We start from the raw sequence: 24,130 nt of genomic DNA on the forward strand, positions 1-24,130 counted from the left end.
CCCCAACGCCAGCCCGCCCACGGCGGGACGTGCCCACTCCGGTCCTCGCCACACCCGATCGCACAGGCGTCGCACCAGAAACAGCACTTTCGAAAAGCACACGCCGACGACTCCGGCGGTAATGCCGAGCATCGGATACAGGACGTATTCGACCGGATCGTGAACAGCGAACTGTGGCAGCGACAGCAACGGCTCATCGCTGCGCATCACCTGCCCGATGACGCTGGCCGCCGCACTCGACAACGCGACCGCGACAACCGATTCAACGGTGTAACTGCGCAGAATCAACTCCAACGCCAGGAACGCCCCGGCCAAGGGAGCGTTGACCGCGGCCGCGACACCCCCAGCGGCCCCACAGGGAACCAACAGCCGCATCCGCGACGCGTCGAGCCGAAAGGTCTGCGCCACAGCCGATCCGGTCGCCGATCCGATCTGTACGACCGGCCCGATCAGACCCGCCGACCCACCGCCGCCGATGCACACCGCCGACGCCAGCGCTCGCACTCAGCGGGGTGTGCGAGGGATCGCTCGTGCACATGTCCGTCTCAGTTGTGCGGTTGCCGTGTGTAAGAGGGCGAGCGAACCTGTACTCGCGCACGCGAAGGCGTCACCGGTGACGGAACTGTGTGCTGCGAGCGGCTTCGCTGTCGCGGGCCACGTCTGACTGCCCGAGAGCCGGCGGGGAAGGTGCATGAGGAGGTGATCGAGCACGTATTTGCGTCAGATTTGACGCAAATACGTGCTCGAGTAATGCGCGAGAGGGGACTTGAACCCCTCAGTGCGGCAGATTTGCCTGAACCATGTGTTCGATGACATCTAATATAGGTAATTGCTGTGGTGGTTTCAATGTTGGCGGTGGCGTGTTCTGCCGTAATCGGCTGCGGCTGAGCGTCTTTCATACCGGCCGCGGTCCCGGCCAGTGGGCGCTCCATCGGGGGCGGGTTGGTGAAGTGCGGTCAGGAAGGCGGCCAAGATAGTGGCCGCCTCGGTAGCGTGCGTGACGGGGGGCGGCGGCAGGCGTACCCGGCACCCCAGGTGTGCTCCTTGTTGTCGAAGCGGGGGTCAGCGGCCTTCGGGCCGGGCAGATTCGGCGGCCGGACTCCAGCGTGCCGGGGCCGGTGTCTGCAGGAGCAGCGGACGCCGGTACGACAGGTCGTCGGTGTTCCTGGTGCCCTTCTGATAGCCCTGGTCGGTGAAGAAATTCGAGTTCAGAACCGAGGCGTCGGCGGTGAACATGACCTCGACCGTGGAGCGGCGCAGGGCGATTCGCCAGTGGCCGTCGCGGCGTTCGAGGCGGTCGAGGTAGCGGCCGCTGATGAATTGCGCTGTGCGACGGTCGGTTCCGAGTAGCACCACGATCGAATAGCTCTCGCAGTGCGCGGTGTCGCCGTCGATGTCGCACGTGTGGGTGGTGATGTTGTGGGTGTGCACCCGGGAGGACGCAGCGTGGGCGGTGTTGGCCCACTGCGCGTAGTCGGCTCCGGTGTTGGTGGCGTTGCCGTGCTCGTCGACCGCGTCGGGGTGGTAGGCGCTGGTGATCAACTCGTTGTCGTGGCGGTCGCAGCCGCGGGCGTGGCGCGCGATGCAGTCCAGGATTTCCGCGCGGTCCTCGAGGTAGCGCACGCGCCGCCCCAGCGCGGCCAGGTCGGATTCGCTCGACATCTCAGGCGACCGCCTCGACACCGACCACAGTTGTGCGGTGCATGAGCCGCCGCGAGGTCGGCTCGAAGGCGACGGCACGGTGCAACATTCCGGTGTTGTCCCAGACGACCAGGTCACCGCGACGCCACCGATGCCGGTAGGTGAACTCCGGCCGAGTCGCCCACTCCAGCAGCCGGTTCAGCATCGCACGCCCGTCTTCGATCGGGCGGCCGACGATATGGTCGGCGGTCGCGCCAATCAACAGCGACTTGCGACCGCTACGCCGGGTCCACACCAACGGGTGAATCCGGGTGGGGACCCGCACCCACGCAGCCCGCTCGGCATCGGTGGGATCGGGATTCGCGAGCAGTTGCGCGGCGGTGAAGCTGTGCTGCACCCGTAGACCGTCCAGCTCCGCCTTCTCCTCGGCGGACAGCGCCTGGTAGGCGAGGAAGGTATCGGCGAAGTCGGTGTCGCCGCCGGTGTCGTCGACCTCCCGCGCGGCGAGCAGAGTAGCCCGCTGCCGGACCTCGAGGGTGGCGCCGTCGATGTGCCAGTGAAAATTGCCCTTGCGATAGGAGGCCAGCACGGCACCGGTTTTCGCCGGGTCGAGAGTGATCGTCTCGATCTCGGCGAGTCGATGCTCGCCGGTGCGCGAGGCCACCGGCTCGCCCAGGAGACGGGTGAACGCGACCAGATCGTCGTCGGCGATGTGCAGTTCGCGGTAGATCACCACCCCGTATTCGTCCAGGGCCGCCCGGCAGTCGTCGGCGGCCGCGCGGCCGACCAGATCACGACCCGCGACGCCGTGGAATTCCACGCCGAACGGGTCCAGGGTATTGACGGTGACCGTCATCGCGATCCCTCCTTACTGGTGGTCCGTACAAAATGACTGTAAGCCATATTCGAGAATGCTATTCTCGTTTCGGGCAAACATATGGTGTCCGTGGATGGCCGGCAATCCGAGTGCCGGTGGTATCGGAGGACAGGCGATGGGGTTGCAGCGGGGCGTCGGCTCGCGGGGGTCGCAGGCCCGCAAGCAGATCGTGCGGGCGGCAGGCACACTCATGCGTGAGCAGGGGTACGCGGCGGTCACCTTCCGCAGTACAGCGACCGAGTCCGGCGTGACGCCGGGGTTGGTCCAGTACTACTTTCCATCACTCGACGAGTTGTTCATCGCGGTGCTGACGAGGTGGACCGACCGGGCCGTGACGCGTCTGGCCCGGGCCGCCGAGACCGACCGGCCGTTGCGCGCGGTGTGGGCATACGCCAATGACCCGACCGGAACGAAGCTGCTCCTGGAGTTCATGGCGCTGGCCAACCACCGCAAGGCCATCGGACCGGTGATCGGCGAGGGCGGCGAGCGGGTGCGGCAAACCCTGCGCGCGACGCTCGATCACGCTGTGCGCCGATATCACGTTGCGGGCCACGATATTCCGCCCGCCGCGGCCGCCTTCCTGATGTCGGCCATACCCCGGATGCTGCATCTCGAGGAAATGTTCGGCACCCATACCGGCCACGCCGAAACGGTCGAGCTGATCGAGAACCTGCTCGAAGAGCTCGAACCGCGCGCCACGACCATGAAAGCCATCCGCCAGAACAGTTTCGGTGGTCCCGAGGTGCTGGAGACCGTCGATCTGCCGCGGCCGGTGCCACGCACCGGCGAGCTGCTGCTGCACATGGCGGCGACCGCGATCAACCCCGTGGACTGGAAACTGCGGACCGGCGCCGTGACACACCTCGGGCCGCCGCCGTTCACCCTCGGGTTCGATATCAGCGGCACCGTGATCGAAGCAGGTCCGGAAGTCATCGAATTCGAGCCGGGTGATGAGGTTTTCGGCATGATCTTCGGCCGCACAGGAACCTATAGCGAGTATGTGGTCGCCCGGGCCGATTCCCTCGCGACCAAGCCACCCCGCCTGGATCACCCGCATGCGGCAGCTTTGCCGACCGCCGGACTGACCGCGTGGCAGGCGCTGGAACTGGCGCAACTGCGCGGTGGGGAACGGATTCTGGTCCACGCCGCGGCCGGTGGGGTCGGTCACCTCGCCGTGCAGCTCGCGGCGCTGCGCGGCGCGCAGGTGCTCGGCACCGCCCGTGCCGTCAACCATGATTTCCTGTACTCACTCGGCGCATACACGCTGATCGACTACACGACAACCGATTTCACTACGGCCATCGATCCGGTCGACGTCGTGCTCGACCTGGTCGGTGGCGGCTATGGCACCCGCTCGCTGAGCGTGCTGCGCCACGGCGGCCGCTACATCACCGCCCAGGACTCCGACGCGGCCGACGACCCGCGCTGCCGCCGCGTGACCGGACGGCCGTCCGCCACCGACCTGGCGATGATCGCCGAGCTGGCCGATGACGGCCGACTGCGCGTGCACATCGACCGGATCATGTCGCTCACCGATGTCCGCGCCGCCCACCACCTCGCCGAATCCGGCCGCACCCGAGGCAAACTGGTCCTTACGCCCTGGTCCTGACGCCGCAGATGGACTGGTGAAGTAGCGGTGTTGCATCCGTGCAGTGTTCGCCTGTCCGGGGGCGTTATTGTCCGCTTTGGCGTATTCCGAAGGGCGATGACTACTCGTCGAATTTCATGGGTTCGTGTGAGGTGCGGTCGCGGCCGAAGTAGGTTTCGTGTTCGTCATCGGTGAGCCTGTTCTCGTTCGGCATCGTCCATTTCGACGGTGCCACTTTCAGCAGCGACGCCTGGTTCGGCGGAGCAACCTTCAGCGGCACCGCCCGGTTCCAGGGCGCGACCTTTTCCGGCAGCGCCGGGTTCGTCCAGGCGACTTTCAGCCGCGCCGCTTCGTTCGGCAGGGCGACCTTCAGTGCCGGCGCCATGTTCAGCGGAGCAGCCTTCAGCGCCAACGCGGCGTTCAGCGGAGCGGCTTTGCTCAGGGGTGTGCCTCTACGGCACGAGCCCGGAACGTTTCGCGCGATCGGTGAACGCCCAGGAGGTGAACGCCGTGATCGGAGTGGATGATGGTGGCGCCCGGTCGGGTGCCCCGGTTGGCGATCGCCATGCCCAAAGCGTTGGTCACCCGCGCCGCGGTCTGGCTGGAATCAATCGACCAACCCACCACCCGCCGGGAGAAGCGTCGAGCACGACCGCGCAATACACCTTGCCTTCGCCGTCACCTGCTCGGGGGTCGAGGAACATGTTTGAGAAATCCGGCGCTTAGCGCTTACCGCATATAGCCGCACACTATGTGCGGTTGCTCTTATGCCGACCTGGGGAAACGACCCTTCCCGGGGTGTGACGACTCCGGAAACTATGTGCGGTAGGGCTTACCGCCAGATCTGACGGACTTGGACCCCACAGGCCTCCTCGCGCTGTACGGCGGCGACCTGCTGTACGGCCGCGAAAGTAGCTACCGGTCCCGACCGAACAGAAGCAGCTGGGCCTCGCGGTAGGTGCCGCCCAGGATCCGCCGGCACCGCGCGCAGCTGACCTCCGCGCGAGTCGCGACGAGCGCGCCCGGATCCCACCCCCGCCACACCGGTCCGGCACACCAACTCGGGCACCTCCTCCCCACCGACCCACTGCCCGAGCCGCACCGCGTGCACGGTGCGGCCGGATCGGACGAAGGCGTGGATCCCGGGGGCACCGAATTTCGCCCGCGCGGCGTTGGCGAGCGGGCTGATGTCGGTCATGGCCGAGAAGATACCGAGCCACCCCGACATACCGGACCGTCACGTGTGCCACACACAGAGACATCCCCTTCCGCGCGCTCTGCCAGTCCTGTCCATTCCGCTTCAACCTTGCGGACAGCGCCGCGCTGATCTGCAGGCCGCAAGGTACATTCGAACAGTTCGGCGGGCGGTTGTTCGGACCTACCTTGCGGATTCGACGGATCGTGAACGCTCGGAGCGAGTTACATGTGAGTCCGGGTATCCGTAGCCGGGTCCCGGTACGTAAGAGCGGACGCCGTCAAACCCCGCGATAGCCAGCCCGGCCGACGGGCAGCGATCAGCTCAGCAGCCCGGTCGAGGTCGAGATTGCTGAGGTCGACGCGGCGTTCCACAAGGGCATTCGTAACCTCCATCGACACCCTGGCCGGATACCGCAGCAGCCACTGGCCGGTCCAGCCACGAGCAAAGCCCTGATCCACTGAGGCCATTTTCACCGTTCACGAATGCGCCCGATCATCCCGGACCGACGTCGGAAATCACCGCACCACAAGCGCGCGGACCATCCAGAAACCAAATCGGTGGAATCAGGCTGAAATCAGAACCCGAACTTACTGACTCCAAGTAGAGTAAGCCGACCGAATTAGAGATAGTCCCGGCCAGCATGATCACACTTGGCTAGGCTGCATTGCAGCAGGACCTCTCCATCTGCCGTGGCTACGGCGCACTCGACCTCAACAACTGTTTCCCAACGCCAGCACGATGCTCGCGTAGGGTCCCCAGGGCGCGAATGCCCGGGTCGGCAGCACGGACAGCTACATCGTTTCGCCACCTTGCCTGGAACAGCTGAGTCCTTCAAACGTCGTCTCATCTCGCTGTGTAGCACCTCACCCGCAGACAAGGAGCAGTCATGACCGAGATCAGTCAATCCCAGCTGCGCCGAGAGGCCGTGGAGATCACGCTGTGGCAGATGCCTTCCCACAAGCCGGACGCCGCCACGATGTCCGAGCTTTCGCAGTTCGACTCTGAGAGCGCCGAACTGGCGGTGGGCAACATAGCGGTGGAAGACGGCAGCTCGCTGCCCGATCTGGGGCCTTTGAGTAAATTCAGCACGTGGGAGTCGGTCGCCGCCACCCTCATGCGCAAGGCCGCGAGCCTCAGCGGCTTCAACCCGGAGAGCACGGCCTTCGACCCGGTCGCTTGGAACAACTACATCTATAAGTTTTCCGCGATGCCGGCTTTCTCAGGCTACCGAAATGACACCCGCTCTACGTTCATCTCCCCGCTGTCCCTGGGGAAGGTCGTCGACGCGGTGGAGGACTTGGCCCAGAGCTTCATGACTCCGGAGAACTTCAACGCCGTCATGGAGACCATCAAGAAAATAGGCCAGCTGGCGCTCGAGAACCAAGGGGAGGCAGAGAAACAAAGCTTCCAGCAGGTCGGGCTCCTGTCGCGCAATCGCGGCAATCTCTACCTCGGCGTCGTCCGGACCGAGGTGACGATGATGTACAAGGCAGGCAAAGGGTACGAGCAACTGCAGCAGGACCTCTCCATCTGCTGTCGCTATGGCGTGCTCGACTTCGACAATTGCATTCGCAACGCCAGCACGCTGCTCCAGTGGGATCCCGTGGACATGACTGAGTGGGAGGGCGGGACGGCCAGCGCCTCGTACTCCCCCAACCAATGCCCCGCCTGGAACCAGTAGTCGGTTCAAGACCCTTTCTACAATCCACCGGACTCCCAGGACGAGCAGATGGTGTACGCCACCACCCGGGTAGCGTCGTCCGGATGCCGTTGCACGCTGTCGACGGTGCCGGTGTACGTCCCGTGCCTCGGGATCGACGGGGCGGCCGTCGATGTCGCTGCACCACTCGATGCGGTCACCCACCGCGATCTCCTCGCCCATGGCCGTGGCTATCGCCCGCGTCGCGGATCTTTCCGGCCCGTGGGGTCCAAGTCCGTCAGATCTGGCGGTAAGCCCTACCGCACATAGTTTCCGGAGTCGTCATACCCCGGGAAGGGTCGTTTCCCCAGGTCGGCATAAGAGCAACCGCACATAGTCGGAACCTATGCGCGGTAACCGCTTAGCGCCGGTTTTCGCAGAAATGGGCTGGCCACCGGGAAACCTGCTGTTCAGGACGTTGCTGATCACGCTAGCGCCGAATCCGGCGGACTTGGACCCCACGGGCCTGCTCGCCGCCGGGTTCAGGTTTGGCGACCAAGATTGAGCCGCTCATCACCAACCCAGCTAGCGACGAACTAACGACTCAGGACACTAGCGATCAGCTGGCGTGGTTCGTCCTCGGCTTCGCCGCAGTAGCAGCCGTCGCACGTCGCGCATGAGCCGCAACCATCGCAAGTGCGGGAGCAGTCGGGTGCCACAGTTCGCGTGCACGTCGTCGTGGTGCGCCCGCGCGATGCGCCAGCAACGGGGGTAGGCCCGCAAGGCGTGCAGATCCCTGCGGCCGGGATCGTGCGCACCGCTACCGACACTTACCGCTTGTCCACACTGTGGCTGATCGCCCTATCTGTCACCTGATCAGTCAATCTGTCACCGAGCGTTTGCTGGAGTATCACTGTGGCTCGGAGTTGCCCCGCTCGGCGGCATTTCAGTGCGCGATCGGGATCAGTTCGAATCCGAGGACCAGCTCCGGCCAGAAACACAGCCCACATTCAGTCCCGACGGCGCGGTGAAGATTCTTTCGACCGCGGCGATGAATTTTCCGAACCACCCCCGTCCTTACCGGTGAACGCGCCACCAACCCGGCGCTACCGACCCAGAAGGATGACCAAATGACCGCCGTCACCGCCACCCAGACCACCGCCTCCGTCCGCCCCGGCAAGATCCGCAACCGTGTCCTGTGGACTCTGCAGATCGTGCTCGGTCTGTTCTTCATCATTGCCTCCGGCGGCCCGAAGCTCCTCATCCCGCAGACCCTGATGGAAAACAACGCCACCGCTTTCTCGATCCCGTTGGCGCTGCTGGTCTTCATCGGTCTCGCCGAGGTCGCGGGCGGCATCGGACTCGTGGTGCCCCGACTGACCGCGGCCGCCGCGATCGGCCTGGCGATTGTCACCTTCCTTGCCGCCGGCTTCAACGCCTTCGTGGCCGGAACCCCGGAATTGGCGCCGTTCCCGCTGGCGCTCACCGCGATCTTCGCCTGGATCGCCTACGAACGCCGGGCCTCGATCACCGCTCTGCGCGCGCTGATCCAGCGATGACCCGCGCATAACGCCCGGCTACCGGCGGCACCCCAGCCGCCGGTAGCCGCGTTGTGCGTGACAGGGGACGGTCCGGTCGGGTTGGTCGGGCTGTCCCATCGCAGTCGCGCGGCGGGCGTCACCGGGTCGGGCCGCCCACCCCGCGACCCTCCGGGTCATGTGATGACAGTTTTGTTTCGCTGCGGGCGGTTTGGTGCCCCAGTCCGACGCGCGAGCCTGTGCCGTACGCGGGCGAGTCCTCTTATCGCTGGTCCACGCGCGTCACCGGAGCCGATGCAGGATGTTCAACGCGGCAATCGATCTCGCGCACTGCTCGACCGATATGCGGCATGAGTGGACGCTACTGCCAGCCAAAGCTTGTGCCGGCAAGGGCTGGCAGGTACCGAAATAAACCGTGATCGGCGCGGCGGCAGAGCTGGGCAATCGGAATCGGTCACCGAACCGGCAACCTTCTGACAGACATGGGATTTTGTGACGGCCTCGATTAGCATCGCCCGGCATTCGCACTCAACGACAGGGGGTACCACCTCGTGACCAAACCCGCCTACCTCGCCCTCGGCCTACTCGCGGTCGCGCTCACCGGCTGCTCGACGCATCCCAGCACCTCACCGATAGCAGCCCCGATATCCACGACGACGACCGCGGCCAAGTTTGGCGCACCAACCACCACCGCGACCACCCCAGCCGACGACAGCCACGCCGGACCCTCCCACATCCCCACGTACGTATGCGATGAGGCCATCGTCGTGCCACCGCTGGGGTACAAGGATGGAGACACCGTCGTGATCACCGGCCGAGGCGACTGCCAACCCACTGAAGGCACTGTCGGACAAGACAACACGATGAGAGGTCCCTGGCAGATCACCCAACGCAGCCCGACACCGATCACCTACAACTGCGGAAAACAACCTCCAGCGCCCATCGGCCTCGACGGCAAACCCATCGAGTTCGTCACCATCTCCGGCAACATCGCGAATGCTCCGGCCTACGTCAACGGCTACGACTGCATCCCGTAGCGATCACACGCCGACCGGTTCGGTCAGCGCGATCAGCGGCATTACCGTGCGTTGGCGCCGCGGGCCAGTCGGTTGAATCGAACCGGTAGACACCTGATGCACCCGACCGGAATCCGAGCCGCCCATACAGCCGGTCAACCGCCGACTTCAACGCACCGCCTGACAGGTCTTGACTGCCGCAGGATTGCCCACCGCGGGATTGATCGCCGGGGCGGCAGTATTCGTGATCGGTTAGCATCCCCGGGATCCAGACGAACTCGATCGGGGGACACTGTGGCCGCTCGTGCCGCCGTCATCGCTATCGCCGTGCTCGCGCCTGTCGTCCTGACAGCATGCGGTTCGTCGAGCACCACTCCGGCCGCACCGAGCGCGCCGGCCTCAGCACCAGCGAGCGAGTCGTCGGTTCCGGACGCTACGGTGCCGGGCCCGGCTACTTTCATTCCCGGCGGCGCAGGCTTGCGACGGGAGACCTGTCTGGGTTGGCTCGACTTCTTCACCGAGGCCAAAAGGCTCGCCGACGCGGAACCCGGATGGACTGCCGAAGAGGCCGCTGAGGGAGTCATCGAGGATGCCTCGAAGTCGCCGAGGTGGAGCGACACGTCCGAGGACGACCGCGCCGCGATGAAGGCCGGAATCCGCGATGCCGCCGACGGGGCCTGCGTATAAGCCCAATCCGTCACACCACATCAGCCCCCAGAGCGCCGTGCAATCGGCAGATCAGTGCGTTCGGCTGGCCGCGGCTTGGCCGGTTCTCTCAGCGCGCAACGCGGCATTACCGCGCGTTTCGTATCGCTGAACTCTTAGCTAAGCGGTGTCGGCGGGCTGGCGAGACTCGTCGACGGGCACGAGTCGCCTGATATCGGTCGGCCACTGATAGACGCCAGGCTTCGGTTCGTCGACGGCTTCGACGATCGCGCGGTTCAGGTCACCGTCGACGCCGATCTCGATCACGCGGAACACGCTGACGCCGCCTTCGCCTAAGCGGACCTTGGAGCCTTCTTCGATAGCCACAGGGGCAGGCTAACGGCGCAGACCGACAGGTTCGGTTTGCTGGGCTCACGTCCCTGGACGTCCGCACACGCCGGATACCGCGCATCGCAGTCCGGTCGGAGCATTGTCCAACCACTCTCCTGGTGAACGACCTTGGTACGTAGGCGACGAGGAGGTGAGCTACGTCAGAACATGAGATCAAGTTTCCGCCAACCACAGAGGGTGACAAAGCGGCCGCCGCTGAGTTTGATCGACTTTCCGCCGTTCCCGGCGTATACGACCTGGCCAAGAAGTCCGGGAAAGCCGGTGCGGTGATCAGCTATAAGACTCGTGACTAGCGTGCATGGTTCAACCAGCCGTCACGACCCACAGGTCTTGTCTGCCGGATTGTCCTGACGCTGAAACCACCTGCGCTGTACCGTCTTCCCATGTCCGAGGGGGAGAAGGCTGTCACCGGAGCCGCTGCCGGGAATCTGATCCGCAGGTGGAGCGCGACGCACCGCCGATCGATCTGGACCGGGCTCGCACTAGCCGGTGCTGGCGGAGCGGGCTTCGGTGCCGCTGTGTTGTCCGGGGTCTCGCCCGCCTTCGGCCAACCGCTCGCGACGCTGCTCGCCGGAGCCGGAGCGCTTTCCGCTGGCATCCTGGCGTACCTCCACGGTGAACGCACCCGCGATCTCACCAAGCGGCAACATGAAGCTGATACGACGCGCGAGCGAGAGCGCCACCGGACCGAGATGGACCGTGAGCGCGAACGGCACGCGGAAGACTCTAGCCGAGCACAGGTATCGACCCTGCGTGATCGCTACACCGCCATCGCGGCCCAGATCGCCCATGAGTCGGCTGCGATCAGGCAAGCGGGTGTCTATGCGCTGACCGCGCTCGCCGATGATTGGCATGCCTTCGGTGAAGACGACGAACGCCAGGTCTGCATCAATTTGCTCCAGTGGTACCTGCGTGTCCCATTTCCCGAGAGCGACGACCCCAAGAAACCGGATCTGTCCGAACGCGAGATCCGTCAGACCATCATCACGATCCTGGCCGAGCGTCGCCACCGTCCCGCCGAGCACCCGAAATCCTGGACTGCCACCGATATCAGCCTGCATCAGGTATCGCTCCCGGGTTGCATCCTGCGCAGGAACAATCTCTCTGATCTCTTTCTGGTCAGCGCAGACCTGGAGAACGCGGACCTCGTCGACGCAAACTTGAACGGCGCGAACCTGTTCTTCGCGAATCTGACTGGTGCGATGCTGATCAACGCGGAACTAACCAGCGCGAAGTTGGCCAACGCCGCCTTGAACGGCGCGAAACTGAACGGCGCGAACTTCAACGGCGCGGGCCTGAACGGCGCGGACCTGGTCGATGCAAACCTGGAATACGCGAACCTGACCAACGCGAAACTTACTGGCGCGAAACTGACCAGCGCGAACATGACGGGCGCGAAATTGATCGGCGCTGACCTACACAAAGCGGACCTGGCTGAGGCCGAACTGAATCGTGTGGATCTGACCAACGCGAACCTGACCGAAGCGCACATGTACAACGCGGGCCTAGACAACGCGGACCTGACCAACGCGAAACTTACTGGCGCGGATCTTTCTGGCTCGGACCTCACCAACGCGAACCTCACCGGCGCGGACCTAGCCGGCGCGGACCTGACCCACGCGGGCCTGACCGGCGCGAATCTGACCTTGGCGAACCTAACCGGCGTAGACCTGACCGGCGCGATGCTGGACGACGCGACCTTTATATTCAACGCGACATACGACGAGACCACACAGTGGCCGGAGGGGTTTACTCCACCATAATCCGACCCTGACCACCGATAACGATCGTTTGCTCGCGGCCAGTGCACGCTCATCGGCATGAGCGAATGTTTGCTAAGCATGCGCTAGTCCGGTCAGCTCGTGGGGAACGAGCAAGATCGGTGATACATGCGATGGAAAAACGGTGACAGATACCGTGATCAGAACCTCGGCTCGTCCCAGCTCACCAACGCCGCTGGTGACAGATGTGGTGGTCAGTCACACACACCCCGCCCGGCACCTACGGCTCACCGAATGTCAGTGAACTGTTGTCGTGCTCGTCGGTCGGGTGGCGGTGTGAGTTGCCAGTGGGTGTGGTTCGGCTGTCAGGATAGACAGTGCTGCGGCGACCTCATGGAGGTTGGCTTTGACGTAGGTGGCGGTGGTGCCGCCGGTTTTGCCTGAATGCCCTGCGTATTCGCGGGCGACGGCGTAACTAAAGGTGCGTTCGACCCAGGTCAGTGTGGTGTGGCGTAGCCAGTGTGTGGTGATGCCCTGAGTGGCGACCCAGGGGAGTTCTTGGCCGATGCGGTGCCAGAGGTGGTCGTGGCGTCGGTGGGTGATGGGCTTGCCGTTGCTGTATCGCAGGAGTTGTCCGGATTGGGGGCTGTGGCGTTCGTGGGCGTGGGTGGTGAGGTGGCTCATCAGGGTGGGGGAGACCGGTTGCCAGCGGTCGGTTCCGTCTTTCTCGCGGAGGTAGAGCAGGCATTGTGTGGTGTCGAGGTCGTGGGGGCGTAGTGCGAGGGCTCCGCTTCGGCGGCAGGCTGTTTCGAGGTGCAGGCGCAGGAGCAGGGAGTCTAGGTCGGGGTCGTTGCCGGTGGTAGCGGCGACCTGGCAGATTTCGGCGAGTTGGTCGGATGGGATGGCGTAGCGGTGCGATTTGCGGCGTGTCGGGAATGTGAGCTGGCGGGCGGGGTTGTCGCTGGGGCGGATCCACCCTCTGTCTTCTGCGTATCGGTAGATGCAGCGGACGGTGGAGATGAAGTGTTCGACGGCGCTGATGCCTCCGCGGGAGGCTCGGTTGGTGCGTGCGGTCGAGCGGATGGTGTGTGCCATGGCATCGAGCTCGGGTTTGGTGACGTGGTCCAATCTGCGGTCGCCCCATTGCTTTTCGAGGCGGTTGAGATGGGTGCCGTAGGTGCCTCGCGTACCGGCTTCGAGGGTCGCTCGGACCGCCGGGATGATCTCAGCGAATGTCGGCACGGCTGCGGTGGGGGCTACGAGGTCTGCGGGTGACAGGCCCATCTGCGTGAGTAGCAGGCGTGCCGCGGCGATGGTGTCACTCGTAGCGACTGCCGGATTCGGAACGACCACAGGTCACCGGTCCAGCAATGTCAGGCGGGCGGCCAGGAGCCTGCCCAGCGCGGAGGGCGGATGGACCAGGAGCTGTTCGCGGCTGCGGCGGCCGGTCAGCAGGACGCGCTGGCCGATGAGGAGGCTGACTCGGCGTCGTTGCCGGAACGGGATGCGGAAATAGCCGTCGCCGCTGACGCGTACCTGACCGTCGGGAGACGGGCCGACAAGTAGAACGTCGTCGACAGGCTGTATCTGCAGCTTCGTTCCCGGCGACCAATCGAGCGCTGCCATGACATACCGGTCGAGGACTCTGCCGGCCTCGCCGAGCGTTGATATGCCGCACAGGATGTCGTCGTCGGGGATGGACGCCGGTTCCGGCGGGCCCGGCAGCGGACCGCGGATCAGCTGTTCCAGTGGTGCCTGCGGGAGAACGAGCGGGGGAATCATCGGCGGCCCCGATCGTTTCCCGTGTCCGGCCCGGCAGGGTCATCGATGGTCGATCCTGGCGGATCTGTCAGAAGTTGTCGCAGGTGGGTGCGCATTTTCCCTGGTCACCTCCGTGTGTTCGAGTGCGCTCGAACACACGGCACGCAAATCCGGCAAATCTGCCGGGAATCTGTGCGCGAGAGGGGACTTGAACCCCTACGTCCGTGGACACCAGAACCTAAATCTGGCGCGTCTGCCAATTTCGCCACTCGCGCTTGATGGTACGACCGTCCAAACTCTACCGGGCTTGACCGACATCGCGAAGCGCAGCCCCGGCATGTCGTACTCGCCAGTAACCCCACCTGGTATTATAACGATTCGATAACGCTCAACATGAGGAGTGCTCATGTTTCGTACGCGTTAGTAACCGGGTGGACCAGCGGGTTTGAACATGAGGGAGAGTCATGTTTCTGGGCATTCTGGTACGTCGGTACGGAAATACTCGACGGTAAGACACGCGTCGCGACACAAACGTGAGGATTTCCTCATGATTTTCTGGAATCCTTGCAGTCATCAGGGCTCATTGGTGAGGAACACCTGCGCACCGGAGGGAGCGGCGTGTCTTGAACGGCATGTCGCCAGGAGAAGGAAGTCGAAGCGTCTTGACGATCAATGAGAGCACTGCGGCCGGAACCGGACAGAGCCCGAAAGTGGTTGGGGCGCCACAGCAGGGGGGTTCGCGGTCCCCGCTGCTGGATCGACTGCTGGGCGGAACGCCCTACGCGCTGGCCTTCGGTGGGCAAGGTGCGCGTTGGCTCGGTGAGTTGGAGGAGATCGGGCGCGACGCCGCACTGGAGCCCGAACTGACCGCATTGGTCAACGAAGCGGCGACACTGCTGGAACCTGTTGCGGCACAACTACTTGTCGTACGACCGGTCGGTTTCGACCCGATCGGCTGGATGCTCGAGAACGAGCTCGCCGAGGGTGATGAGGCCGAGGTTTCCGGTGCGCCTTCGGAGCAGGTGCTCCGGTCGGCCGTGGTTTCGATGCCGGGCGTATTCCTGACGCAGGTGGCCGCCGTGCGCGCGCTGCGGCTGCAGGGGCTGGATGCCAACGAGCACGCGCCGGTCGCGGTTGTCGGGCACTCGCAGGGGCGCCTCGCCGCAACCTCGGTACAGGCCGGTGGACAGCGCGACGCCGAACTGCTCGCCATCGCCCAAATGATCGGTGCCGCAGCGGGTTTGGTTGCGCGGCGGCGCGGTCTGATGCCGGTGGGCGAGCGTTCGTCGATGGTCGCGGTGTCGAATGTCGATCCCGAACATCTGCGCACGGTGGTGGCCGAGGTGTCCGCGGGCGTGGATCCCGCCGCGGCCGCGGTGGTTTCGATTCGCAACGGTCGTCGTCGCGTGGTCCTTTCCGGCACGCCGACCCAGCTGGAGCGGGTGCGTCAGCGTTGCTCCCAGATCCATGACGAGCAGACCCGCGAGCGCGATGCGAAGACGCGCGGTGGCGCGGTCTTCGCGCCGGTCTTCGAGGATCTGGCCGTCGATGTCGCCTTCCATCACCCCGCGCTCGCCGACACGGTCGACATCGTGAGCGGCTGGGCTTCCCAGTGTGGTCTGGATGCGGAACTCGCGGGTTCGCTGGCCAAGGAGATCCTCGTCGACCCGATCGACTGGGTCGAGGAGGTAGACGGCGTCGTCGCCGCCGGTGCGCAGTGGATTCTCGATCTGGGCCCCGGAGACCTGCTGAGTCGACTCACCAGCGGTTCGCTGAAGGGTACCGGCGTCGGCATCGTCGCGGCCGCGACCCGCGCGGGCCAGCGCAGCCTGCTGACTCCTGGCGCCGCACCCGAGGTGGCTCAGCCGTGGTCGGCCTTCGCTCCGCGCCCGGTGCGCCTGCCAAGCGGACGCATCGTGGTCGAGACCTCGTTCACCAAGCTGACCGGTCGCTCGCCGATCCTGTTGGCGGGCATGACCCCGACCACGGTGGACGCGAAAATCGTTGCGGCGGCCGCGAATGCGGGCCACTGGGCGGAGCTGGCCGGTGGCGGTCAGGTCACCGAGCAGATCTTCGCCGACCGGGTTGCCGAGCTGAAGACGCTGCTGCATCCGGGCCGCGCGGTGCAATTCAACTCGCTGTTCCTCGACCCGTACCTGTGGAAACTGCAGCTCGGCGGCAAGCGCCTGGTGCAGAAGGCCCGTGCGGCGGGTGCGCCGTTCGACGGTGTCGTCGTCACGGCGGGCATTCCGGAGCTGGAAGAAGCCGTCGCGCTCATCGCCGAACTGACCGAGGTCGGCATTACACATGTGGCGTTCAAGCCGGGCACCGTCGCTCAGATCCGCGCGGTGTTGCGCATCGCCGACGAGGTGCCGGACTACCCGGTGATCATGCACATCGAGGGCGGCCGGGCCGGTGGACACCACTCCTGGGAGGACCTGGACGACCTGCTGCTGGAGACCTACGCCGAGCTGCGCAACCGCGAGAATGTGGTGGTCTGCGTCGGCGGCGGCATCGGTACCCCTGAGCGCGCCACCGAATACCTGACCGGCGAATGGGCTGTGCCGTACGGCTATCCGGTGATGCCGCTCGATGGCGTGCTGGTCGGCACCGCCGCCATGGCGACGCTCGAGGCCACCACCGCACCTGAGGTCAAGCAGCTGCTCGTCGATACCCCCGGCACCCCGGACTGGGTCGGCGCGGGCACCGCGACCGGCGGAATGGCTTCCGGCCGTAGCCAATTGGGTGCCGATATCCACGAGATCGACAATGCGGCCTCGCGCACCGGCCGCCTGCTCGACGAGGTCGCCGGTGACGCCGATGCGGTCGCCGAGCGCCGCGACGAGATCATCGCCGCGCTGAATGCCACCGCCAAGCCGTATTTCGGCGATGTCACGACCATGACCTACCTCGGGTGGCTGGAACGCTACGTCGAGCTGGCCGTCGGCCTGGACCGCCGCAAGGACTTCGACTGCGGCAGCGACCTCGGCGACGCCATCCTGGACGCCACCCGTTCGGTCTGGCTCGATATCACCTGGCGGGACCGGTTCGCGGAGATGATGCGCCGCACCGAATCCCGGCTGCACCCGGCCGACCGCGGTGAGATCCCGACGTTGTTCGAATCCGACGAGGTCTTCGAGAACCCGGTCGACGCGCTGTGCACGCTGAAGCAGCAGTACCCGGCCGCCGAGCAGACCCTGCTGCACCCGGCGGATGTGCCGTTCTTCGTCAGTCTGTGCAAGACCCCGGGTAAGCCGGTGAACTTCGTGCCGGTGGTCGACGGCGATGTGCGCCGCTGGTGGCGTTCGGATTCGCTGTGGCAGGCTCATGATCCGCGTTACTCGGCCGATCAGGTCTGCGTCATTCCGGGCACGGTCGCGGTCGCCGGTATTACCCGCGTCGACGAGCCGGTCGGCGAATTGCTCGATCGTTTCGAGCAGGACACGGCGTATGCGCTGGTTCGTGCCGGTGTGTCGCCGGTCGTGGTGCACGCGCGCCGCTCCGCTGGTGTCACCGAGGGACCGATCGACGCGGTGTTGGCCGCGCCGGATGTCGAATGGTCCGGCCGCACCACGGTCAACCCGATCCACCGCCTCGGCGACGTCGCCGAATGGACCGTCGATGACAAAGGGGCGGTACATCCGCCGACCGGTGCGACGGTCACCGAAACCACCGGCCCGGATGCCGATCACGCCTATGTCGAGCTCACGGTGCCGCTGTTCGGTGGTGACGCCGTGCGCATCCGCCTGCGCATCACCGTGCCGACCTCCCTCTACAACGGCGGCGCGCCGGTGATCACCGAAACCGATGCCGACACCGCCATGTCCGCACTGCTCGCGGTCGCCGCCGGCCAGGCACTGCCGGAGGTGAAGGGCAAGGTCGCACACCTCAATGTGGCCTGGACCCCGGACCTCATCGCCGACCACGCGGGTGTCACCGGTTCGGGCCTGCCCGGCGCACTGAGCACGCTCGGGCGCAGCGCGCCCGATGTGCTCGTCGGTGCGTGCTGGCCCGCCGTCTTCGCAGTGCTCGGCGCCGCACGCAGCGCCGACGGCGACAGTGTCATCGAGGGCATGCTGGATCTGGTCCACCTCGATCACCAGATCGCACTCGAGCGCGACCTGCCGCACGACACCAGCATCCTCGTTGTCCGCGCCGAATCGGGTGACGTTGTCGACACCGATCTGGGACGCGTCGTCGAGGTGCGGGTGTCCGTCGGTGAGATGCGGGATCAGGGCCTCGATGTGGTGCCGCTGGCGACGCTGACCGAACGCTTCGCCATCCGCGGCCGCAATGGCGCGGGCGAGTTGACCGATCCGCCGCGCGCGGCCGGTGTGGTCTCCGATGCGGCCACCGACACCCCGCGTCGCCGCCGCCGTGACGTCACCATCCTGGCGCCGCGCACCATGCGTGCCTTCGCCGCGGTCTCCGGTGACTACAACCCCATCCACACCAGCGATTCCGCCGCCAAACTGGCCGGACTCGGCAGCCCGATCGTGCACGGCATGTGGCTTTCGGCCGCCGCGCAGCACGTGGTGTCCGCGGTGGATCCCGAAAGCTCCACTCCGGCACGGACTTTGACCGCCTGGACCACTCGCTTCCTCGGTATGGTCCGCCCGGGCGCGGAGATCGACGTGCGCGTCGAGCGAATCGCGGTCGACAGGGGCAGCGAGATCGTCGAGGTCTCCTGCCGCGCCGACGGCGATCTGGTGATGACCGCGACCGGTCGCACCGCCGCCCCGAAGACCGTCTACGCCTTTCCGGGCCAGGGCATTCAGCGCAAGGGCATGGGCCTGGACGCCCGCGCCCGCTCCAAGGCCGCCAAGGAGATCTGGGAGCGCGCCGATAAGCACACCCGTGCGGCACTGGGCTTTTCGATCCTGGCCGTGGTGCGGGACAACCCGACCTACCTCAAGGCGCGTGGTGTCGAACACCGGCACCCGGACGGCGTGCTGCACCTGACCCAGTTCACCCAGGTCGCGATGGCGGTGCTCGGTGTGGCTCAGGTCGCCGAGCTGCGTGAGGCCGGTGCCTACGTCGAGGGCGCCATGCTGGCCGGACATTCGGTCGGTGAATACAACGCGCTCGCGGCCGTTGCCGGTGTGCTGCCGCTGGAGGCGGTGCTGGAGGTCGTCTTCCAGCGCGGCTCCGCCATGCACGAGCTGGTGCCCCGGGATGCGCAGGGCCGCAGCGACTATCGGATGGCCGCCATCCGGCCGTCGCAGATCGGGCTGCCCGATGATGAGGTCATCGACTTCGTCAAGGGTGTGGGCGAGAGCGTCGGGGAGTTCCTCGAGGTCGTCAACCTGAACCTGCGCGGTTCGCAGTACGCGATCGCGGGCACGGTCAAGGGCCTCGAGGCGTTGGAGACCGAAATCGACCGCCGCCGTGCCGAATTCGGCGGTAAGCGGGCGTTCATCCTGGTTCCCGGCATCGATGTGCCGTTCCACTCCACCGTGCTGCGCGAGGGTGTGCCGGAGTTCCGGCAGAAGCTCGAGCAGCTGCTGCCCGCGGATCTGCATCCGGAAATCCTGCTCGGCCGCTATATTCCGAACCTGGTGCCCAAGCCGTTCTCGCTGGAGCGCGCATTCATCCAGGAGATCGCCGATCTGGTGCCCTCGGAGCCGCTGGCCGCCGTGCTCGCCGACTTCGACAACTGGGCCGCACGCCCGACCGAACTGTGCCGCGTGGTGCTTATCGAGCTGCTGGCCTGGCAGTTCGCCAGCCCGGTGCGCTGGATCGAGACCCAGGATCTGCTGTTCACCGATGCCGACCACGGCGGTCTCGGGGTGCAGCGTTTCGTCGAAATCGGTTTGGGCGCAACGCCGACCGTGGCGAACCTGGCCAGCCAGACGCTGAAGCTGCCCGCCTTCGGCACGGTCACCGTCGAGGTGCTGAATATCGAGCGCGAGGCCGCGATCGTGTACTCGACCGATACCGATCCCGCGCCGGTCGACGAGCCCGCTGACGACCCGGTCGAGACCGCTTCGGCCGCAGCGCCGGCCGCGGCGGCCCCGGTGGCCGCACCCGTCGCGAGCTCGGGTGGTCCGCGTCCGGATGACATCGCGTTCACCGCCGCCGACGCCACCCGCGTACTCATCGCGCTGTGGACCAAGCTGCGGCTGGATCAGATCGGCCCGGTCGACACCATCGAGGGTCTCTGCGACGGTGTTTCGTCGCGGCGCAATCAGCTGCTCGTCGACCTCGGCTCCGAGCTGTCGCTCGGTGCGATCGACGGTGCCGCCGATGCCGATATGGGTGCGCTCTCGGCCACGGTCGAGCGACTTGCGCGCACTTACAAGCCTTTTGGTTCGGTGCTGTCGGATGCCATCGGCGATCACCTGCGCAAGGTGTTCGGTCCGTCCGGTAAGCGGCCCGCCGCGATCGCCGAGCGCGTCAAGAAGGTCTGGGAGCTGGGCGACGGCTGGGCCCACCATGTCACCGCCGAGGTTTCGCTCGGTACCCGCGAGGGTGTCAGCGTGCGTGGTGGCGATCTCGGCGGACTGGTCGCGAGTGTCAGCGACGCCGCGTCGGTCGATGCCGCCATCGACGCGGCCGTGCAGGCCGTCGCGGCCCGTCGCGGTGTCGCGGTATCGCTGCCGAGCGCGGGCGGCGGTGGCGGCGCCACTGTGGACGCCGCGGCGCTGGGTGAGTTCACCGAGCAGATCACCGGTCGTGACGGCGTGCTCGCCACGGCCGCGCGCGTGGTGCTCGAACAGCTCGGCCTGGCCGAGCAGGTCTCCGCGCCGGAGGCCAGCGACGACACCCTGGTGGATCTGGTCTCGGCCGAATTGGGTTCGGACTGGCCGCGTTTGGTCGCGCCCGCCTTCGATGCCCGCAAGGCCGTGCTGATCGACGACCGCTGGGCGACCGCGCGCGAGGATCTGGCCAAGCTCTGGCTGCTCGATGACATCGGTTCCGGTGCGGAGTCGGTAGAGGGTTTCTCCGGTGCCGGTGAAGCCGTTGCGGCACAGGCGAACTGGTGGCGTGAGAAGGCCAAGCACGAGGCCCGCTCGGTGCTGGCCGGACTGTACGAGCGCATCGCCGAGGCGGCGCTGAGCACCGAAGAGTCCGGCCTGTGGTCCTCGGATATCGCCGTGATCACCGGTGCCAGTAAGGGTTCCATCGCGGCGGCGGCCGCCGGTCGACTGCTCGGCGGCGGCGCCACGGTCGTGGTCACCACCTCGAGCCTCAACGACGCGCGGCTGGCCTTCTACCGCAAGCTCTACCGGGAGAACGCGCGCCACGGCGCCGCGCTCTGGGTCGTGCCCGCGAATATGGCTTCCTACCAGGACGTCGACGCGTTGATCGACTGGGTCGGCAGCGAGCAGGTCGACAATGCTGGTGGTGCGAAGGTCAAGATCAAGGACGCGATGACACCGACCCTGCTGCTGCCGTTCGCGGCGCCGCGGGTCGCCGGTGATCTCGCCGACGCCGGTGCCCGTGCCGAAATGGAGATGCGGGTGCTGCTCTGGTCGGTCGAGCGGCTGATCGGTGGGCTGTCCAAGATCGGCGCCGATCACGATGTCGACGCGAAACTGCATGTGGTGCTTCCGGGTTCGCCCAACCGCGGCATGTTCGGCGGCGACGGCGCCTACGGTGAGTCGAAGGCCGCACTCGACGCGGTGGTCGCCAAGTGGCGCGCGGAGAAGTCGTGGTCGAGCCGGGTCACCCTGGTACACGCCCTGATCGGCTGGGTGCGCGGCACCGGGCTGATGGGCCACAACGATCCGATGGTGACCGCGGTCGAAAAGGCCGGTGTGCACACCTGGTCCACCACCGAGATGGCCGATGAGCTGCTCAAGTGGTGCACCTCGCGGGCCCGTCAGGTGACCGCAACCGGACCGCAGCAGATCGACCTCACCGGAGGACTTGCCAGGGTCAAGCTCGATCTGCCCGCGCTGGCCAAGCAGGCCCAGGAGGACGCACCGGCCGAGAACGAGGAAACCGTTGCGGCGGCGACGATTTCGGCGCTGCCCGCACCGCCGACCATGAGCTCGGCGCTGCCGGTGCCCGAATGGGGTTCGGTGACCGCCGATCTCGCCGATATGGTCGTCATCGTCGGCGCCGGCGAGCTCGGCCCGTACGGTTCGGCGCGCACCCGGTTCGAGATGGAGGTCTCCGACGAGCTCTCCGCCGCCGGCGTGCTCGAACTCGCCTGGACCACCGGTCTGGTCGCTTGGGAGAACGATCCCAAGCCCGGCTGGTACGACACCGAATCCGGTGACTACGTCCCTGAACACGAGGTCGCCGAGAAGTACCACGATGCGGTCGTCGCGCGCTGCGGTGTGCGCCGCTACGCCGACGACGGCGCCATGATCGACAATGCCGCACCGCTGATGACCTCGGTCTTCCTGGACCAGGATCTGACCTTCACGGTCGGCGGCGAGGCCGAGGCGCGCGCCTTCTACGCCGCGGATCCGGAGCACACGGTGATCACCCCGGTCGCCGACTCCGGTGACTGGCAGGTGATCCGCAAGGCGGGCACCGAGATCCGGGTGCCGCGCAAGGCCAAGCTGTCGCGCACTGTCGGCGGTCAGATCCCGACCGGCTGGGATCCCACCATCTGGGGCATCTCCGCCGATATGGCGGCCTCGGTGGACCGGGTGGCGCTGTGGAATATCGTCTGCACCGTCGATGCGTTCATCAGCTCCGGGTTCAGCCCGGCCGAGCTGATGAGCTGGGTGCACCCGAGCCTGGTCGCCAACACCCAGGGCACCGGTATGGGCGGCATGTCCTCGATGCGCTCGCTCTACATCGACAACCTGCTCGGTGAGTCGCGCCCGAACGACATCCTGCAGGAGGCACTGCCCAACGTCGCGCTCGCGCATGTGGTGCAGTCCTACGTCGGCAGCTACGGTGCGATGGTGCATCCGGTGGCGGCCTGCGCGACGGCCGCGGTGTCGGTCGAGGAGGGCGTCGACAAGATCCGTTTGGGCAAGGCCGAATTGGTGGTCGCCGGTGGCTTCGACGATCTCGGTATCGAGGGCATCGTCGGCTTCGGTGATATGTCGGCGACCGCGGACTCGGCGGCCATGAGCGCCAAGGGCATCAGCGACCGGTACTTCTCCCGGGCCAACGACCGCCGTCGCGGCGGCTTCGTGGAATCGCAGGGTGGTGGCACCGTCCTGCTGGCGCGCGGTGACGTGGCGGTGGAAATGGGCCTGCCGGTGCTCGGTGTGGTCGCCTTCGCACAGTCCTTCGCCGATGGTGTGCACACCTCTATCCCGGCGCCCGGCCTGGGCGCACTCGGTGCCGGGCGTGGCGGTCGCGAATCCAAGTTCGCCGCCGAACTGCGCAAACTCGGTGTGGCGCCGGACGATATCGCGGTCATCTCCAAGCACGACACCTCGACCGCGGCCAACGATCCGAACGAGTCCGAACTGCACGAGCGGTTGGCCACGGCCATCGGACGTTCCGAAGGCGCACCGCTGTTCGTGGTTTCGCAGAAGAGCCTGACCGGACACGCCAAGGGCGGCGCGGCCGCCTTCCAGCTCATCGGCCTGTGCCAGGTGCTGGAAAACGCTGTGGTGCCGCCGAATCGGAGCCTGGACTGCGTCGACGACAAGATGCAGGCCTACCCGCATCTGGTCTGGGCACGCGAACCGCTGCGCTTCGGTGAGCGCTTCCCGCTCAAGGCCGGTCTGCTGACCTCGCTCGGCTTCGGCCACGTATCGGGTCTGCTCGCGGTGGTGCATCCGGAGGCGTTCATCCAGGCGATCGAGCCGGGACGGCGCGAGGAGTACCAGCGCCGGGCGCAGGAGCGTCAGCTCGCCGGACGGCAGCGGTTCACCGAGGCCATGTGCGGCGGCGCACCGCTCTACGAGCGGCCCGCGGATCGGCGTCTCGGTGCCGATGGCACGCCGTCGGAGCAGAAGCGGCAGCTGGAGGCCGACGTGCTGCTCTCGCCGGAGGCACGACTGTCCGGTAACGGCACCTACCGGGCCGACGGCGCGGGTTGCGGCACCGGCGCAGTGATTCTCGGTCAGCTCGATGCCGGTGGCTCTATGGCATAGCGGCTTCGGCCATTACCGTGCAGAGTGCGGTCGCTACGGCGGCCGCACTCTGAGTTTTTCATTTGGGCTCGAAGGCTGA

Annotated in this window: 16 protein-coding genes, 1 tRNA gene and 1 pseudogene; 9 read left to right on the forward strand and 9 right to left on the reverse strand. The window is 66.2% G+C overall.

Features of this window, described 5'->3' with window-relative positions:
- Positions 1–12: 12 nt before the first annotated feature.
- The 3 genes and pseudogenes from ACIBJI_RS10775 to ACIBJI_RS10785 form a co-directional block, all read right to left on the reverse strand.
- A pseudogene (locus ACIBJI_RS10775) lies at positions 13–504 on the reverse strand (chloride channel protein); the annotation flags it as partial.
- 558 nt (positions 505–1,062) lie between these two features.
- Positions 1,063–1,662: a nuclear transport factor 2 family protein gene (locus ACIBJI_RS10780; RefSeq protein ID WP_397083887.1), complete on the reverse strand. Its 600-nt coding sequence runs from the start codon at positions 1,660–1,662 to the stop codon at positions 1,063–1,065.
- 1 nt (position 1,663) lies between these two features.
- Positions 1,664–2,497 (reverse strand): TauD/TfdA dioxygenase family protein, encoded by an 834-nt coding sequence (locus ACIBJI_RS10785; RefSeq protein WP_397083889.1) that lies wholly within the window; start codon positions 2,495–2,497, stop codon positions 1,664–1,666.
- Between the two features lie 94 nt (positions 2,498–2,591).
- Between ACIBJI_RS10785 and ACIBJI_RS10790 the strand changes: the two genes are divergently transcribed.
- Together ACIBJI_RS10790 and ACIBJI_RS10795 are read left to right on the forward strand one after the other, a co-directional pair.
- Positions 2,592–4,127 carry a zinc-binding dehydrogenase gene (locus ACIBJI_RS10790; RefSeq protein ID WP_397083891.1) on the forward strand — a complete coding sequence of 512 codons (1,536 nt, stop codon included), beginning with the start codon at positions 2,592–2,594 and terminating at the stop codon, positions 4,125–4,127.
- 170 nt (positions 4,128–4,297) lie between these two features.
- Entirely contained in the window at positions 4,298–4,633 is a 336-nt protein-coding gene (locus tag ACIBJI_RS10795) for a pentapeptide repeat-containing protein (RefSeq protein WP_397083893.1), read from the forward strand.
- Between the two features lie 305 nt (positions 4,634–4,938).
- Here the strand turns inward: ACIBJI_RS10795 and ACIBJI_RS10800 are convergent, their stop codons facing one another.
- A complete protein-coding gene (locus ACIBJI_RS10800) occupies positions 4,939–5,304 on the reverse strand; it encodes a hypothetical protein (protein WP_397083895.1) in 366 nt (121 codons plus the stop codon).
- 886 nt (positions 5,305–6,190) lie between these two features.
- Between ACIBJI_RS10800 and ACIBJI_RS10805 the strand changes: the two genes are divergently transcribed.
- Positions 6,191–6,985, forward strand: coding sequence for a hypothetical protein (locus ACIBJI_RS10805; RefSeq protein ID WP_364346614.1), 795 nt, complete (start codon positions 6,191–6,193; stop codon positions 6,983–6,985).
- Positions 6,986–7,002: 17 nt separating this feature from the next.
- Here ACIBJI_RS10805 and ACIBJI_RS10810 read toward each other — a convergent pair whose 3' ends face one another.
- Positions 7,003–7,164 (reverse strand): hypothetical protein, encoded by a 162-nt coding sequence (locus ACIBJI_RS10810; protein ID WP_364346616.1) that lies wholly within the window; start codon positions 7,162–7,164, stop codon positions 7,003–7,005.
- Positions 7,165–7,639: 475 nt separating this feature from the next.
- Between ACIBJI_RS10810 and ACIBJI_RS10815 the strand changes: the two genes are divergently transcribed.
- The 4 genes from ACIBJI_RS10815 (at position 7,640) to ACIBJI_RS10830 (ending at position 10,184) form a co-directional block, all read left to right on the forward strand.
- Positions 7,640–7,819 (forward strand): hypothetical protein, encoded by a 180-nt coding sequence (locus ACIBJI_RS10815; RefSeq protein ID WP_364346618.1) that lies wholly within the window; start codon positions 7,640–7,642, stop codon positions 7,817–7,819.
- Between the two features lie 254 nt (positions 7,820–8,073).
- Positions 8,074–8,502: a DoxX family protein gene (locus ACIBJI_RS10820; RefSeq protein ID WP_364346620.1), complete on the forward strand. Its 429-nt coding sequence runs from the start codon at positions 8,074–8,076 to the stop codon at positions 8,500–8,502.
- Positions 8,503–9,032: 530 nt separating this feature from the next.
- Positions 9,033–9,518, forward strand: coding sequence for a hypothetical protein (locus ACIBJI_RS10825; RefSeq protein ID WP_364346622.1), 486 nt, complete (start codon positions 9,033–9,035; stop codon positions 9,516–9,518).
- A gap of 273 nt (positions 9,519–9,791) precedes the next feature.
- Positions 9,792–10,184 (forward strand): hypothetical protein, encoded by a 393-nt coding sequence (locus tag ACIBJI_RS10830; RefSeq protein ID WP_364346624.1) that lies wholly within the window; start codon positions 9,792–9,794, stop codon positions 10,182–10,184.
- Between the two features lie 138 nt (positions 10,185–10,322).
- Here ACIBJI_RS10830 and ACIBJI_RS10835 read toward each other — a convergent pair whose 3' ends face one another.
- The gene (locus ACIBJI_RS10835; RefSeq protein WP_364346626.1) at positions 10,323–10,529 is read right to left on the reverse strand and encodes a hypothetical protein; all 207 of its coding nucleotides are present in this window, start codon (positions 10,527–10,529) and stop codon (positions 10,323–10,325) included.
- Between the two features lie 542 nt (positions 10,530–11,071).
- Between ACIBJI_RS10835 and ACIBJI_RS10840 the strand changes: the two genes are divergently transcribed.
- Complete coding sequence (locus ACIBJI_RS10840; RefSeq protein ID WP_397083900.1) at positions 11,072–12,316, forward strand: pentapeptide repeat-containing protein; 1,245 nt, start codon at positions 11,072–11,074, stop codon at positions 12,314–12,316.
- Between the two features lie 255 nt (positions 12,317–12,571).
- On the opposite strand, the gene ACIBJI_RS10845 is transcribed toward ACIBJI_RS10840, so the two are convergent.
- The 3 genes from ACIBJI_RS10845 to ACIBJI_RS10855 form a co-directional block, all read right to left on the reverse strand.
- Entirely contained in the window at positions 12,572–13,627 is a 1,056-nt protein-coding gene (locus ACIBJI_RS10845; RefSeq protein ID WP_397083902.1) for a tyrosine-type recombinase/integrase, read from the reverse strand.
- Positions 13,628–13,630: 3 nt separating this feature from the next.
- The gene (locus ACIBJI_RS10850; RefSeq protein ID WP_397083904.1) at positions 13,631–14,056 is read right to left on the reverse strand and encodes a hypothetical protein; all 426 of its coding nucleotides are present in this window, start codon (positions 14,054–14,056) and stop codon (positions 13,631–13,633) included.
- 172 nt (positions 14,057–14,228) lie between these two features.
- Positions 14,229–14,310, reverse strand: a tRNA-Leu gene (locus tag ACIBJI_RS10855).
- Positions 14,311–14,697: 387 nt separating this feature from the next.
- Here ACIBJI_RS10855 and ACIBJI_RS10860 point away from each other — a divergent pair.
- Positions 14,698–24,051, forward strand: a complete 9,354-nt coding sequence (locus ACIBJI_RS10860; protein WP_397083906.1) for a fatty acid synthase subunit beta domain-containing protein — start codon at positions 14,698–14,700, stop codon at positions 24,049–24,051.
- Positions 24,052–24,130: the final 79 nt, after the last annotated feature.

This window comes from Nocardia sp. NPDC050408, assembly GCF_044458905.1.
Lineage (GTDB): Bacteria > Actinomycetota > Actinomycetes > Mycobacteriales > Mycobacteriaceae > Nocardia.

Bases quoted from the DNA above. Each gene is read 5' to 3' on its own strand.
- ACIBJI_RS10780 (WP_397083887.1), bottom strand. From the start codon at position 1,662: ATGTCGAGCGAATCCGACCTGGCCGCGCTGGGGCGGCGCGTGCGCTAC.
- ACIBJI_RS10785 (WP_397083889.1), bottom strand. From the start codon at position 2,497: ATGACGGTCACCGTCAATACCCTGGACCCGTTCGGCGTGGAATTCCAC.
- ACIBJI_RS10790 (WP_397083891.1), top strand. From the start codon at position 2,592: ATGGCCGGCAATCCGAGTGCCGGTGGTATCGGAGGACAGGCGATGGGG.
- ACIBJI_RS10800 (WP_397083895.1), bottom strand. From the start codon at position 5,304: ATGACCGACATCAGCCCGCTCGCCAACGCCGCGCGGGCGAAATTCGGT.
- ACIBJI_RS10805 (WP_364346614.1), top strand. From the start codon at position 6,191: ATGACCGAGATCAGTCAATCCCAGCTGCGCCGAGAGGCCGTGGAGATC.
- ACIBJI_RS10820 (WP_364346620.1), top strand. From the start codon at position 8,074: ATGACCGCCGTCACCGCCACCCAGACCACCGCCTCCGTCCGCCCCGGC.
- ACIBJI_RS10850 (WP_397083904.1), bottom strand. From the start codon at position 14,056: ATGATTCCCCCGCTCGTTCTCCCGCAGGCACCACTGGAACAGCTGATC.